Consider the following 14,497-nt stretch of genomic DNA (forward strand, 5'->3'; position numbering starts at 1 on the left):
CTAAGAACTGTTAACTCTAGGCATGCCCTTTTTCCTGCTGTTGCTGACACTTTTGATCTCTGTTTCTGCCAAGGCGGCCACCACATCCCTGTGTGGCATTCGCATTGAAGGCAGCGAAGAGATCAAGTTCACCGACACCGAAAAAGACTGGCTGTGCGGCACTGCCAAGAATGACGCCTGGAAAAGCATCCCCGACAATCAGCGCATTTTTTTCCTGAAAAGCTTTTTGCAAAGCCGTGCCTATCATCAGGCTCAATTCACTTACGAAAAGGATTTGCTTTTAGTACAGACCGGGCCCAAGTCCCACGTGCAAAAGTTTAATGTGTTGCACGCCCCGCCTGTCTGGGACTGGAAAAAACGCCGGTACATTTTAAATCGCCCGTTCACCCCGAACACTTTGGATGAGATCAACAAGTGGGCTCTGCGCCGTCTGCAGGAACACGGTTATGTGTGCCCTCAGGTTGAATCCCGCGGAATCATCGACGAAGAAACCTTCCTGCTGGATGTAAATGCCGGAAGCCCGGCCGTCTTTGGCACCTATCCAACTGTGGGTGAAGAGGATCTGGATCCAGCCATCCTTGAACGCTTTTCCGCATTTCTTCCGGGCGAGCCTTTTGACATTCGCCTGCTGGAACTAAGCTCCACCCGAGTGCTGAATGAAGATTTGTTTCTTAGCACCTATTACGACATCGCCTGCCAGAAAGACGGAAGCTATTCCATCGTGCGCCGTATGATTCCGGCCAAGCCCCGCCTGCTCAGCTTCGGTGTCGGCTTTGATTCTGAGGGCGGTGCTTTGATCAAATCGACGTTCAAACAAGCGCGCCTGACACCCGCAGCGGATTCATTGGAAACTTCGCTTTACGCCTCGTTCATCGAGCAGTACATCACCTTCAACCACTATCACTATTTTCTGGATGATCTCAGTTCGCGCACTCACTTGATCAGCGGAGCAAAAATTCGCCACGAATCAGAAAGCACCTATGAGGCCATGACTTACGAACTGGGCACGGGGGTTTCGTTCGGGAAGGAATGGTCCACGGCGACCAGCAGCCTGCAGTTGGGTCCGTACCTGACTCGCACGGATGTCATCCGGGGCCCGGGTCCTTATCGCATTGACTCTTTGTATCTGGGCACCGAAGTCAGCCTGACCAGCCACATGTATGAATACTATCTGGCCGATCCCCAGAAGGGCTGGACGGTCACGTTTAATTCCGCCTCACAAGTCGAAGGCGCTGTTGCCAATGAAGATTTGCACCGTCTGACTTTGCGCCACCAGGTGCTTTGGAATTTGCAGGGCTGGGATCCGCCGTTTCTGATTTTGGGCTGGCGCGGTTCCATCGGGGCTTTCATTCTGCCGGACGGTTTTACTGAAAGCAGTCAGATCCCGATCAACTGGCGCTTCTTCATGGGAGGCGATGCTGACTTGCGCGGGTTTGCCCGTAAGCAGTTGCCTCAGGATGGACAGGGTTATCTGACCTACATCTATCAGGGCCTTGAACTGCGTGCCGGAGATGTTCTGCCCTACAATCTTCAGCCGTTGATCTTTTTTGACGTCGCCAAAGGTGGCGAGTCTTCGATGAAGCTCAACTCGGCACTTTATTATTCTCCGGGTGCGGGACTGCGCTGGGGTTCCCCTATTGGATCCATGCGTGCGACTCTGGGCCGGGGCTTTGTCATTGATCCTGTTCCGAACGATGTTGATCCGGGATATCAGTTCTTCTTCAGTTTCGGAAGGGAGTTCTAATGGCGTTGCTTAAGAAGTCCCTGAAGATTTTTGTTCTGTCCCTTCTGCTGATTTTAGTTCTGCTGACGGGTGCCTTGGCCTATGTGTGGATGAAACCGGAAGTGGTCATCAACGAAAAAAACGTGCGCTGGGCTTTGCAGTATGCTCCTGAGAATCTGAAAATTTCCTGGGATCAGCTGCGGTTTGAATTTGAAAGTCCGGACTGGACTCACAAACGCATTCAGGTGTCGGCGAAAAATCTGTGCGTGTCCTATACTCCGCTGTTACATACCTGTGCACCCGCAATTTCTGTGGACGTGGCGATGGCGGTTACAAACTGGCGACCGCAGCTGGAACAGCTGCGGGAAGTCACAATGGACGTGTCCGAGCTGACCCTGAACCTGCCCGCTAAAGAAGAAGCTCCGGAAGAACCCAAGTCCGTGCTGCCAAATTTGAAACTGCCCGCGTTCGCCGAGCTGATGCCGCAGCAGCTGGATTTTAATTTGATTGGGTCTTTGCGTCTGTCAGTTAAAAATGTCCGGGTGAACTTCGCGGAAGGGGCCCCGCTGCGGGCACAAGCAGATTTGACCCGTCTGCCTAGCGATCAGGCCACAGAATTGAATTTCAATCTGTCGGCCCAGGCAGAACAAGAAGGCACTTTTGCCGCCAAGATGCAGTCCAATATTCTTTTGGATTTGCAAAAGCTTTCAGTGAACGGAAAAGCCCAGGTCACGCTGCCATCCATGAGCATCGAAACACCCCTATCCGCAAACTGGGGCCGCGATCTTCGCGCCCAGGCAAAGCCATTGATCCGTTCTGGGAAGATCAAACTGAACCCCGCGGTGAACCTGCACTGGTCGGATAAAGAACTGAACGTCACCCTGGGCGATATTCAGCTAAAAAATATCTGGCGAAAAACTTCGCTGCGCCTGCAGAACTGCGCTGTGAATGCGACTCTGGATTCTGAAAAAGGTTATCCGGCCAAAGCGGGTCTGAAATGCGGACTGATTGTCACTCCGGACAAGAACCGCGCGGGAATCAAAAATGTTGATACCCTTCTGACCGCCACGCTGGCCGCCCACACCCAAGGCAAGGGTGCAGCCGAACGATTAAGAATTGATGGTCAGGCGGAACTGAGCGGCGCCAACACGTTCCTGCAGGCCCAAGCCAAGTTGAATGGCGAAGTCGAAATCAAACTGCAAAAGCCGCTGGAAATCACCGCAGCCAAAGCCGGGGCCGAAGTTCACTTGCGCATCCCGAACTTTGTGGTTTGGAAAGATCTTTTCGAATCCACACCGTTTGCAGTGCCAGCCCCCTTGCACGTGCTGACCGGCGACGTCGAGCTTGATTTGCAGGCGCAGCTATCAGATCTGGAATCACCGCTGACGGCGGATGCCACTGCGCAGACTCGTTTAAGCTCCAAGAATCAAAAGCTGTTTGTAAAGGCCACGGCAGATCTGGAAACCCTGGGGAAGATTCTAAAACCCCAGGGCTTGAAGGTTCATGCCGATGTCGTTTTGCAAGACGTGCACCTGCAAGCCCCTCCTTTGCGCTTGGCTGTCCCGCCACAAGTTCTGCCGGACAAACGCTTCGTCATGCGCAAGGACCTGGATATTATTGAGGAAGAAAACCCCGCCCCAACCACCAAACTGCCCTTTGAATTGCAGTGGTCTGTGAATGTCAAAACTGAAAAGCCCGTGCTGATTTCATCAAACCTGCTGCAAAACCCGGTGCCGATTGCTTTGGATATGCAAGTGCAAAGTGATCGCAAGCCCCAAGGCAAGGTCATGGTGCAAAGCTTTCCTTTTGAATTCTTCCGTAAAAAGGCCACAGTTAATAATGTGGATTTGATCTTCCACCCGGACACAGTCGCCCCGGAACTGTCGGGCAAGATCTCGTATTCCAATCCAGAAGTGAACATCCGTATATTGTTGCTGGGAAACACTCAGCGCCCGATCGTGAATCTGGAAAGCGACCCGCAGCTGACTCAGCAGCAGATTCTTTCCGTGCTGCTCTTCGACAAGTCCTTGGATGAGCTGAACGAGGACGAGGTCAACTCCACTTCCAACATGAGCCGGGCCGTATCTGATGGCGCGCTGGGATTGTTCTCGCTGTTGTTCCTGTCTTCGACTCCGATTCAGTCCATCAGCTATGACCCCAACAGCCAGTCCTACACCGCCCGCATGCGTCTGGATGACAACACCACCTTCAGCATGCAGTCGAACATGACCGAGCAGCGCCAGTTCACTTTGCGCCGCCGTTTGGGTGGCAACTGGTCCGTTCGCACAGAACTAAGTCAGGAAGACGACCGCTCTGATGTGGTTCAAACTTTGCTGGAATGGATGCGCCGGTTCTAGAAGCCTTGATTTTTCTGCGGAAGAATTTCTATAATCAAGTGTGGACGTTATTGTATTTACTCTTTCCTTGGCGGTTTTCTTTCTGGGGTTGGCTTTGATGACCAACCGGGCACGCCGTCGTAAAGACGTGGCCTTTGAACTGAAACCCAATTGCCTTTTGACCCGCTTTCCGATGCTGTTTGTGACCGGGCCCCGCTCGATGTTTTACTTCAGCACTTACTGGAACCTTTATACTCCCTATCTTGCTGAACACGGTTATGAGGTTTTCACCTTGCATCTTCCTTGGAGCAAAACCCGTCTGCGCCGGGAAAGGTTTGAATATTTCCTTAATCAGCAGGAATCCCAAAACCGTAAGTTTCATCTGGTGGTGGACACCCCGACATTCCTGGAGCTTCAGGATATCTTGCGCAAAAAATCGCCGTCGGTTGTCAGTATCACCCGGATTTGTGACAGCGATCTGGAAGCCGGCCCGGCGGATCTGCGCGCCTTTCCTTTGCCTGTGGGCGAAATTGAAATGGTGGACACCCCTAAAGGCAGTCTGTTTTTACATCTCGGATATCGTCTGCACAAACAATGGGTCCGTCGCAAGGATCTGAACAGTTTAAGTTCTTTGGGAGCTTTGCCTGACACCGCTCTTGAAAACTCGGGTCTGCTGTTGGAGCGTGCCCAAACTTTGGCAGAAATGGATCTTCGGCAGTCCTAAATACACCTTGCCAGACCTAAAGCGTGGTGGTGAGATAATACTATGAGCGACTATCGTGACGTCACCCCGAACAAGCAGCAGCCCTCTTTTGAAATGACCAAAGAGGTCGTCCGCTACATCATCAACTACCTTCGCCACCCGGTTGAAAAAATCAAAACTCTTCCCGACTGGAATTGGCCGTTGTTGATCATGACTTTGGTGGCTTTGGCGATCATCTCCGGAGTTTTGACCGGCCTCGTCCCGCCAAACTTCTTCCGCATCATGGGTGGCATCATCGTGTCCCCGATCGTGGCGGCAGTGACGACTTTCATCGGTTCTTTGTTCATTTACTATTACTTCCAGGTCTTTGAAAAACGCACCTGTTCCCTGCGCAAGATCTTCACGCTGGTATTGTTTGCAAATATCCCGTTCTTTATTTTCCAAGTGGGTTCTGAACTGCTGCCACCGATCACCCTGGTGGGCTTTGCCTTCACCGCACTGCTGATGGCCGTGGGTCTGACTGAAAACTTCCAGATGGAAAAACGCCGCGCTCTGCGACTTGTGACCATCCTGTTTGCCATCGTCTTCATCATCTGGCTGTGGAATCGAATCGACATCTCCCGTCTTGAACGCTTGGGGTAGATACGACGGGCCTGTCTTGGCTCCGGCAGTCTGCTGCCCGCAACTCCGCGACACGCCGTCCGGGCTCTGCCGTGGCCCGCGCTGCGCGCGGGTGCGCGCCATCCGGGCGCCCACGGAGGTCGCTTCCGTTTCCGGCATCAGACTGCCGAAACCAAAACAGCCCCTCTTTCTCGGATTCAACTTATTAACAGGCTTCTTTTAACACAAAAAAAGAGCACCCACCGGGTGCTCTTTTGCTTTAAATCTTTGATATTCTTTCCCCAACTACCACCCAACAAAGCGACCGTTCAAAAAGGCCCAGATGCGAGGCGGAGGGTGTTTCGCGCAACGAAGGCGTGCTCCTAGCACGTCGGAGTGAAGCGAAAGGCCCGACAACGAAGTCAGATGGGCCTTTTTCAACGGTCGCGCTTAAGCGCGGCCTGTTGAGCCGAAACCACCGGCACCCCGTTCGGTGTCGCTTAGTTCATTTACCAGTTCAAATTGGGCTTGAAATACTGGTGCCAACACCAGCTGTGCACAACGCTCTTGATCGTTGATGGTCACGGCTTCGTTGCCAAGGTTGATCACGATGATTTTTACTTCGCCGCGATAGTCGGCATCGATAGTCCCCGGAGTGTTCAATACAGTCAGGCCGCTTTTTGCTGCCCAGCCGCTGCGGGGGCGCGCCTGGATTTCGTAACCCAGTGGGATTTCGAAGCTCAGGCCGGTTGGGATCATCGCACGCTCTCCGGGATTCAAAATCACCGGACCTGCAAGCTGGGCACGCACATCAAAACCACTGGCGCCCAAAGACTGATACTGAGGCAGATCGCCATGGAAGTTTTCAAGTTTTTTGATTTTTACAGCCAGTTTTTGCATATGATGCCCTTCCCGAAATTACAGTTTTAGATCTTGCCACCAGTCCTGAAGCTTGGTCACTTCAGGGCCCAGCAGAACGCCGGCGGCTTTGTCCAGATCAAGGACGTTGCGAATATACTCATTCACTGAATCCACTGTCACTGCTTTGATTTCGTCAATGACGGACTCTACCGCGCGATAACGGCCAAAGACCATTTCGTTCACAGCCAGTGAGGTCATGCGGTTTTCAATGTCGTCAGAACCCAGCAGGATGCTGCCGATGACTTGAGTTTTGCACATCTCAACATCCGCCTTGGTCACACCTGCTTTGCGGATCTTGGCGAATTCTTTCGAAATCAGATCTCCCACCTTACGCGCGTTTTTCGCCTCGGTGCCGGCATAAATTGTCAGCATGCCGGAATCAATGTTGGTGTTCAGACTGGAGTGAATGGAATAAACCAAGCCTCTTTTTTCACGCACACTTTGATACAGCTTCGAGGTCATCCCCCCGCCCAGCAAAGTATTGGTGACCACCGCCTCAAAGCGGTGTTTATCCTGGAAGCTGGCTGTCGGAAGACCCAACAGCATATGAACCTGCTCCGCCTGTTTTTCAACGACGTGACGACGGTTCAACCAGCGTGGCACACGACGGGTGTTTTTCAGTTCGCTTTTCTTTTTTGCGCCCAGGCGTTTTTGAATCCCGGCCATCAGGTCATCATGATCAATGCACCCAGAGGCGCTGACGATGATGTTTTTGCCGGTGTAGGTTTTCTTATAATAGTTCATCACTTGAGTCTGTCTCATGCGCGCCACCGATACCGGCGTGCCCAGAATAGGACGACCCAATGGATGTGCGCCATAGACCTGTTCGTAGAACACGTCATAGACCATGTCTTCATGGCTGTCTTCGGACATGGCGATTTCCTGAAGGATCACACCTTTTTCAAGGTCGAATTCCTTCTGGGTCAGCTTCATGTTCGAAACCAGGTCCGCCAGAACGTCCAGGGCTTTTTCCCAGTGATCCTTCAGAACCAGAGCATGATAACAAGTGTACTCGCGGGTGGTATAAGCATTCAGTTCACCGCCCAGAGCTTCCAGAGATTTGGCAATTTGATAGGCCGAACGGGTTTTGGTGCCCTTGAACACAAGATGCTCAAGCAAGTGAGAAATTCCGGCCACGTCAGGAGTTTCATCCCTTGTGCCCGTCAAAACCCAAATACCCATAGAAACGGCACGGGACCCTGGATGGAGTTCACTCACCACCCGGATCCCGTTAGAAAGTTCAGATTTTTTGAACTTTGTATTCATCTATTACTGAAGCAAAGCCTTGCGGGAAAGTTTGACGCGACCAGAACGGTCAACTTCAAGAACTTTCACATCAATGATTTCACCCTCTTTTAGTACGTCAGAAACTGCGCGTACACGTTCGTTGGAGATTTCAGAGATATGCAGAAGACCTTGTGTGTTCGGAAGGATTTCAACGAAAGCACCGAATTCAGCGATTTTCACGATGCGGCCTTTGTAGGTCTTGCCCACTTCAGCTTCAGCGATGATGTCGTTGATCATTGCAATTGCTTTCTTGGTTGCTTCCGGATCAGCAGACGCGATGTTGATAGTACCGTCGTCCTGGATCTCGATCTTAACGCCAGTAGCTTCAGTGATACCACGAATCACTTTACCACCGGAGCCGATCACTTCACGGATCTTGTCTGGCTTGATTTTGATGGTTTCGATACGAGGTGCAAATTCAGAGATTTGACCACGAGGAACCTTCATCACTTTTTCCATTTCGTTCAGGATGTGAGCACGGCCTTCTTTAGCTTGCGCCAAAGCCTGTTCCATCACCTCGAAGGATACGGAGTCAATTTTGATATCCATCTGCAAAGCAGTGATACCAGCAGGAGAACCCGCCACTTTGAAGTCCATGTCACCCAGGTGATCTTCGTCGCCCAGGATGTCAGTAAGAACTGCAACGCGGTCGCCTTCTTTGATCAGACCCATTGCCACACCGGCAACGTTGCCTTTCAAAGGAACACCCGCATCAAGCAAAGCCATGATACCGGAACAAACTGTACCCATGGAAGAGGAACCGTTGGATTCCAAAACTTCAGACACGATACGGATTGTGTAAGGGAACTTTTCGAAGTCCGGAAGAACCGCTTTGATCGCGCGTTCAGCCAGGTTACCGTGACCGATCTCACGACGGCTGGTACCGGACATACGACCCACTTCACCTACAGAGTATGGAGGGAAGTTGTAGTGAAGCATGAACTTGCGTTTCTGAAGACCCAACAATGAATCAACCATTTGTTCGTCATCAGCCGTACCCAAAGTCACAGTGCCCAGAACTTGAGTTTCACCACGAGTGAACAAGCCGGAACCGTGAGCGCGAGGCAGGATACCCACTTCGTTCGCGATAGGACGTACAGTTTTCACGTCACGACCGTCGATACGAACAGCGCGATCCAGAATCATGGAACGAGCTTCCTGGTATTTAAGATCTTCAACGATGGCATTCAGTTCTTTTTTACGAAGTTTCAAAAGATCTTTGTCAACGATGTCTGAAAGCAAAGCTTTTTCAGCTTCTGCCGCCGCTTCGTTGGCAGCTGCATAACGGTCTTGCTTTTCCTTGATGGAAAGAGCCGCTGCAATTTTGGATCTCAACAGGCCTTCAGCTTTACCTTTGAAGTCTGCATCGATGGATGGAGCAGTGAAAGCGCGTTTCGCCACAGAACCGGCTTTTTCACGCAACTCATCCTGTGCGTTCAATAGAGGAATCAAAGACTGGTGACCGAATTTCAATGCTGCCAAAGCGTCTGCTTCAGAGATGAATTTCGTTTCACCTTCAACCATCAACAAACCATTGCGAGTACCCGCAACGATCATGTCCATGTCAGATTTTTCCATCTGCTGTGGAGTTGGGTTGGCAACGAACTGACCGTCAACGCGTGCGATCTGCACAGCTGCTGTCGGGCCGTTGAACGGAATGTCAGAGCAATGCAAAGCTGCAGAAGCACCCACACTTGCCAGGATTTCCAATGGGAATGCGCCGTCCGCAGACAACACAGTTGCCACGATTTGTGTTTCGTGACGGTAGCCTTCAGGGAAAGAAGGACGAATCGGACGATCGATAAGACGAGCGATCAGAACCGCATCGTTTGTTGGTTTCGCTTCACGTTTGAAGTAACCACCTGGGATTTTGCCTGTTGCATAGAACTTCTCGATGTATTCAACAGTCAAAGGGAAGAAATCAAGTTCAGAGGCTTTTTTTGAGGAAGTTGCAGTAACAAGAACCATGTTGTTACCGGAGCTTACCAAAGCGGCGCCATCCGCTTGTTTCGCCAAACGGCCTGTTTCGATGGTAATCTGTTTTCCGCCCACCGATGTTGTGACAGTCGTTTTCATTAAATCTCCTTGAAGTTATCACAGAGCCTTATGCTCTGCTGCTGTGGCTTGAAACGACGAAGGGGCTCTGCGCCCCTTCATTGCATTTAGTATCTTTTGATTACTTACGGATATCCAAAGCCTTGATAAGGTCTTGGTATTTTTTAACATCTTTGCGATGCAGGTAATCCAAAAGTTTTCTTCTTTTGTTAACCATAGTCACCAAACCGCGACGGCCGTGGTGGTCTTTTTTGTGTTTCGCAAAGTGAGTTGTCAAATCGTTGATTTTCGCTGTCAAAAGAGCGACTTGAACTTCAGAGGAACCAGTGTCCAGGTCAGAAGTTTTGAATTTTTTTACGATCTGAGATGTTTGATCTTTAGTGACTGCCATTAGCGTCTCCTTAAATTTTTCGGGTCGCCCCGAAGTGTTTCCAGGTTGCCCCGGAATGGTTTTAGTTATCACATCCCCCTCGGGCGTCATGGCTGTCGCTCCAGAGAGATTTTTTGTGAAGTTATGGTTTAAACCCAAGCCCCATACGGGTCAAGAGTATTTAAATACCCTGCGTAGAACGAACCCCCGGCCCGGCTCCAGACCAATAACGGCCAAAAGCTCGCCCCCCTCTTGGGCCAGAACCTGTATATACTGGTCCACATCGGGGTTGAAGGCTGAAATAAGCTGGGATCTCAGGTCATGGCTGATCTGGCCATTGCCCAGAAGGACCTTATCCTGACCTTTGATTCGAATACGTTTCACCTGAGGCAAAGCCAGCTCCATGGGAACAAAAGCAGGGCCTAAAGAGCCGCCTTTGACCGAAGCTTCGATCTGCTCCAGGGTCTGAGCCTGGTCAATTTTATAGGGTGAGGACCATGTCCGGCGCAGGCCGCTCATCGCTGCCCCACAACCCAAGGCCTTACCCAGCAGGTCGATCCAGGTGCGGATATAGCTGCCCTTGCTGCATTTGATATCAAATTCAGCCCAATCAGCGCCGATTTCCACCGGCTCGACATCCCAGAACTTCATGACCTTTTTGGGAATGGCCACTTCCTGATCGCCCCGGGCGTATTCGTAAAGTTTTTTACCTTGCACCTTGATTGCCGAGTAAATAGGCACTTCGACTTCCATTTCGCCCTGAAGCTTAAGAGCCTCGGACAAAATCAGTTCGCGGGTCAAATGACCGGTGGGAAGAGTTTCCAGGGTTTCACCCGTTGTATCCAGAGTGTCAGTGCGAATCCCGAACTGCGCACGCAGGCGGTAGCCCTTGTCACCTTCCAGGATGTATTGGCTGAGCTTTGTGCCCTCGTTCACCAGGCAGGCCATCAAGCCTGAAGCCATCGGATCCAGAGTGCCGGAATGCCCGACTCCACGCGTGGAAAGAATACGGCGCAAACGCGCCACAACGTCATGGCTGGAGATCCCTGAAGGTTTATCCACCAGCAGCAGACCATTGAATTGATTTTTATTCGTCATCGGATTCGTCGGAACCTTCGCCAGGATTGTTGGCTTTGCGCTCAAGCTCCAGCTCATGAAGGATTTTTTCAACCTTCAACACCTGCTCGGTGGCGTGATCCAGATAGAAAGTCAGTTTCGGGCAATAGCGCATTTTCAGCTCTTTACCGATATAGTTCTGAATTTCAAAGGCACGATCCTGAAGAAGATCCAGCGCTTCATCCTGCTGTTTTTCATCTCCAAGAACACTGACATAAACTTTTGCCGCGCGAAGATCCGCCGGCATTTTCACAGAGGCCACCGTCACCAGACCTGGCAACGGCGTTTTAAAACCACGAATCAGAAACTGAGCAATGGTCGCTTGAATTTCACGCTCGACGCGGGCAACACGGCGCCCATCACCCATATTCTTCATTAGTTAGCTCCGCCCTCTAGCTCGCGAGCCACTTCTTTTTTAACGAAGGCTTCCATCTGGTCGCCCACTTTAACGTCGTTGTAGTTCTCGATACCGATACCGCACTCATAGCCGGAAGCCACTTCTTTGGCGTCGTCTTTGAAGCGTTTAAGGGAGGCAATTTTGCCTTCGTATACAATTTTATTTTCACGCAGCAAACGGATGCTCGCGTTACGCTGAACTTTACCATCGATAACGAAGCAACCTGCAATCGTACCAACTTTAGGAACAGTGAACACGTTACGCACTTCTGCACGACCCAGAACTTCTTCGATGATATCCGGAGACAACAGACCGCCCATGGCCGCTTTCATCTGGTCGATCAGTTCGTACACGATAGAATACGTACGAACATCCACGCCCATCTGTTTTGCTTTCGCCTGTGCGCCCAGGTCCGGACGTACGTTGAAGCCCAGAACGATACCTTTTGCCGTGTTGGCAAGAACGATATCACCCTCGTTGATACCACCCACTGCAGAGTGGATGACACGAGCTTTAACTTCCGGAGTGGAAAGTTTCGCAAGCATTCCGTTGATCGCTTCCAAAGAACCATGCACATCGGCTTTCAACACGATCGCAAGCTCTTTCACGTCACCGGCTTTAACTTTCGCAAACACCTCATCCAGAGACAATTTAGCCGCCGGAGTCGCTGCTGCTTTTTCAGCCTGCTCTTTTCTCAATTCAGAAACCTTGGTCGCCGTGACTTCGTCTTTCACGATGTCGAACTTGTCACCGGCAGCCGGAACCGCCTCAAGACCCAGCACCTCAACAGGGATACCAGGACCCGCAGACTGAACGCGCTCACCACGGTCATTGGTCAATGAACGAACACGGCCCTTCATGACGCCAGCAACGATGTACTGACCCACTTCAACCGTACCGTCTTTAACCAGCAAAGTAGCCACAGGGCCTTTGCCTTTTTCCATTTTCGCTTCGATGACCAGACCGGTACCGGAACGTTTTGGATTTGCTTTCAATTCGGCCACTTCCGCAACCAATTTGATCTGCTCCAGCAATTCAGTGATACCCGTTTTCTTCAATGCAGAAACTTCGCAGAAGATCGTGGATCCACCCCACTCCTCAGGAACGATTTCAAGCTCAGTCAACTGTTGCTTGATACGCTCTGGGTTGGCGCCTGGTTTATCAATTTTATTCACAGCCACGATGATAGGTACGCCCGCTGCTTTAGCGTGGTTAATCGCCTCTTGAGTCTGAGGCATCATACCGTCATCCGCCGCCACCACGATGATCGCGATGTCAGTGGCATTGGCACCACGAGCACGCATTGCCGTGAAGGCTTCGTGGCCCGGAGTATCCAGGAATGTGATCAGGCTGCCGTCCTCGATTTTCACGCTGTATGCACCAATGTGCTGCGTGATACCGCCGGCCTCCCCTTTAGCCACGTCCGCATTGCGAATCGCATCCAAAAGGGATGTTTTACCGTGATCGACGTGACCCATAACAGTCACTACCGGAGGACGGATCACTGGAGCTGCTTCCAGATCACCAAATGCTGTTTGTTCAGCAACTTCGTCCGCCGTTTTAAATACGTTTTGTGCTTCCCAACCGAACTCTGGAACGATCAACGCGATCGTGTCGAAATCCAGATCCATGTTCATGTTGGCCATCACACCCTGTTTCATCAGCTCACGAACCAATTGAGGAGCCTTCAGACCCATTTCCATGGCAAGGTCGCTCAATTTCATAGTGTTATTCACCTTCACCACACGTTTGTGCGCGGAAGGAGTCGTGATCTGAGTTTTCATGGCGTCACGATCCAACAGGCCTTTTTTCTTTTTAGGCTGGAAGACCATTTCACGTTTACGGAACTCAACTGCATTGAAGCTGACAACAACTTCTTCTTTTTCACCCGCACCACGACCGGCAGCCGCTGGGCCTGCAGCCGGAGCCGGAGGACCAAAGGTGCGTTTGCGCTTGTCGAAGTCACGACCGCCACGGTCTGCACCTGCGTCCGCGATTGGTTCAGGCGGCTGGTTGGCTGCCACGAAACCAGTACGGATATTGCGCGTTGGCGCGCCACCCGCAGGACGGTTGAAGCCGCCCGGACGCTGACCGGTGAAGCTCGCACTGGCACCGCGCTGTTCGCCGCCTGCACGTGGAGTGAATCCACCTGCAGGGCGTTCGCCTTGAGGGCGCTGCGGAGCCTGGGATTGAACGCGGGAAAGATCCATGCGTCCGATGATATTTCTTTTAGGAGCGGAAGCCGGTGTTGCCGAGCTGGATACACCACTCGTGCCCACAACAACTTCCTTCTTGCGTGCCTGAGGAGCCGGAGCTTCAGGAGCTGGTGCCACCGGAGCGGCAGGAGCTTCTTTGGCAACCACTGGTTCTGGTTTTTCAACCGGAGCCGGTGCTGCTTCCTCTTTCACAGCTGCTTTAACAGGAGCTTTTTCTTCAACAGGGGCTGCTTCCACTTCCGGAGTTTCTTCAACTTCATCAGCTTCCGCTTTTACAGCCGGCTTTTTCACCACGACACGTGTGGTTTTAGGAGCCGCTGCCGCCTCTTCAACTTCGCCTTCAGGCTTCGCCACAACTTTGGCTTTTGGAGCCTCAGCAGGCACTTCGTCTTTTTTACGACGAATCACAGGAGTTTTTGCCGCCGCAGAAGCATCAGCCTCAGGAGCCGGAGCTGCCGCCGCAGCCGCCTTTTTCGGCGCCGCTTTGCGAGCCGCTGTCTTTTTTGGTTTCGCCTCGTCGCCGGCTTTTTCGCCGCCGCTGAGTTTAATTTTAATCTGCTCCAGAACATCGGGATCCAGCTCTGCCATGTGGCTCTTCACCGGCAAATGCCACTCGCGGATCTTGTCCATGAGCGCCAGCGGGGTCATCCCGATCTCTTTTGCAAATTCAAAAACCTTTGGATTACTCACTCAGTCTCCCTGCTTAGACCCCGGAACTTTCCGGGGCAGCCTGCCTCACCCTGAGCTCTGCCAGGGCGGCGTTGTTGTTCTCT

Annotated in this window: 11 protein-coding genes; 4 read left to right on the forward strand and 7 right to left on the reverse strand. The window is 51.8% G+C overall.

Annotated features, from left to right (window positions below; genetic code table 11):
• Positions 1-22: 22 nt before the first annotated feature.
• The 4 genes from AC04MQ_RS10905 to AC04MQ_RS10920 are packed head-to-tail and all read left to right on the forward strand — an operon-like array spanning position 23 to position 5,404.
• A complete protein-coding gene (locus AC04MQ_RS10905) occupies positions 23-1,744 on the forward strand; it encodes a BamA/TamA family outer membrane protein (protein WP_015090704.1) in 1,722 nt (573 codons plus the stop codon).
• Entirely contained in the window at positions 1,744-4,080 is a 2,337-nt protein-coding gene (locus AC04MQ_RS10910; RefSeq protein ID WP_475392081.1) for a translocation/assembly module TamB domain-containing protein, read from the forward strand. The genes AC04MQ_RS10905 and AC04MQ_RS10910 overlap by 1 nt, the downstream gene beginning before the upstream one ends.
• A gap of 40 nt (positions 4,081-4,120) precedes the next feature.
• Positions 4,121-4,783, forward strand: a complete 663-nt coding sequence (locus tag AC04MQ_RS10915; RefSeq protein ID WP_148278764.1) for a hypothetical protein — start codon at positions 4,121-4,123, stop codon at positions 4,781-4,783.
• A gap of 42 nt (positions 4,784-4,825) precedes the next feature.
• Positions 4,826-5,404 carry a Yip1 family protein gene (locus AC04MQ_RS10920; protein ID WP_015090701.1) on the forward strand — a complete coding sequence of 193 codons (579 nt, stop codon included), beginning with the start codon at positions 4,826-4,828 and terminating at the stop codon, positions 5,402-5,404.
• Positions 5,405-5,812: 408 nt separating this feature from the next.
• Here the strand turns inward: AC04MQ_RS10920 and dut are convergent, their stop codons facing one another.
• The 7 genes from dut to infB form a co-directional block, all read right to left on the reverse strand.
• The gene (gene dut, locus AC04MQ_RS10925) at positions 5,813-6,262 is read right to left on the reverse strand and encodes a dUTP diphosphatase (RefSeq protein WP_475392082.1); all 450 of its coding nucleotides are present in this window, start codon (positions 6,260-6,262) and stop codon (positions 5,813-5,815) included.
• Between the two features lie 18 nt (positions 6,263-6,280).
• Positions 6,281-7,549 (reverse strand): M16 family metallopeptidase, encoded by a 1,269-nt coding sequence (locus AC04MQ_RS10930; protein WP_475392083.1) that lies wholly within the window; start codon positions 7,547-7,549, stop codon positions 6,281-6,283.
• A 3-nt stretch (positions 7,550-7,552) separates the two neighbouring features.
• Positions 7,553-9,646 (reverse strand): polyribonucleotide nucleotidyltransferase, encoded by a 2,094-nt coding sequence (gene pnp / locus AC04MQ_RS10935; protein WP_475392084.1) that lies wholly within the window; start codon positions 9,644-9,646, stop codon positions 7,553-7,555.
• Positions 9,647-9,746: 100 nt separating this feature from the next.
• Positions 9,747-10,016, reverse strand: coding sequence for a 30S ribosomal protein S15 (gene rpsO, locus AC04MQ_RS10940; protein ID WP_015090698.1), 270 nt, complete (start codon positions 10,014-10,016; stop codon positions 9,747-9,749).
• 150 nt (positions 10,017-10,166) lie between these two features.
• Positions 10,167-11,150 (reverse strand): tRNA pseudouridine(55) synthase TruB, encoded by a 984-nt coding sequence (truB, locus tag AC04MQ_RS10945; RefSeq protein ID WP_475392085.1) that lies wholly within the window; start codon positions 11,148-11,150, stop codon positions 10,167-10,169.
• Entirely contained in the window at positions 11,083-11,487 is a 405-nt protein-coding gene (rbfA, locus tag AC04MQ_RS10950; protein WP_015090696.1) for a 30S ribosome-binding factor RbfA, read from the reverse strand. Before rbfA ends, truB begins: the two co-directional genes overlap by 68 nt.
• Positions 11,487-14,414, reverse strand: a complete 2,928-nt coding sequence (gene infB, locus AC04MQ_RS10955; RefSeq protein WP_475392086.1) for a translation initiation factor IF-2 — start codon at positions 14,412-14,414, stop codon at positions 11,487-11,489. Before infB ends, rbfA begins: the two co-directional genes overlap by 1 nt.
• Positions 14,415-14,497 lie beyond the last annotated feature (83 nt).

It is taken from the genome of Bdellovibrio sp. MYbb2, assembly GCF_056175685.1.

Bases quoted from the DNA above. Each gene is read 5' to 3' on its own strand.
- truB (WP_475392085.1), bottom strand. From the start codon at position 11,150: ATGAGCTGGAGCTTGAGCGCAAAGCCAACAATCCTGGCGAAGGTTCCG.
- AC04MQ_RS10905 (WP_015090704.1), top strand. From the start codon at position 23: ATGCCCTTTTTCCTGCTGTTGCTGACACTTTTGATCTCTGTTTCTGCC.
- AC04MQ_RS10910 (WP_475392081.1), top strand. From the start codon at position 1,744: ATGGCGTTGCTTAAGAAGTCCCTGAAGATTTTTGTTCTGTCCCTTCTG.
- rpsO (WP_015090698.1), bottom strand. From the start codon at position 10,016: ATGGCAGTCACTAAAGATCAAACATCTCAGATCGTAAAAAAATTCAAA.
- AC04MQ_RS10920 (WP_015090701.1), top strand. From the start codon at position 4,826: ATGAGCGACTATCGTGACGTCACCCCGAACAAGCAGCAGCCCTCTTTT.
- dut (WP_475392082.1), bottom strand. From the start codon at position 6,262: ATGCAAAAACTGGCTGTAAAAATCAAAAAACTTGAAAACTTCCATGGC.
- rbfA (WP_015090696.1), bottom strand. From the start codon at position 11,487: ATGAAGAATATGGGTGATGGGCGCCGTGTTGCCCGCGTCGAGCGTGAA.
- AC04MQ_RS10930 (WP_475392083.1), bottom strand. From the start codon at position 7,549: ATGAATACAAAGTTCAAAAAATCTGAACTTTCTAACGGGATCCGGGTG.
- pnp (WP_475392084.1), bottom strand. From the start codon at position 9,646: ATGAAAACGACTGTCACAACATCGGTGGGCGGAAAACAGATTACCATC.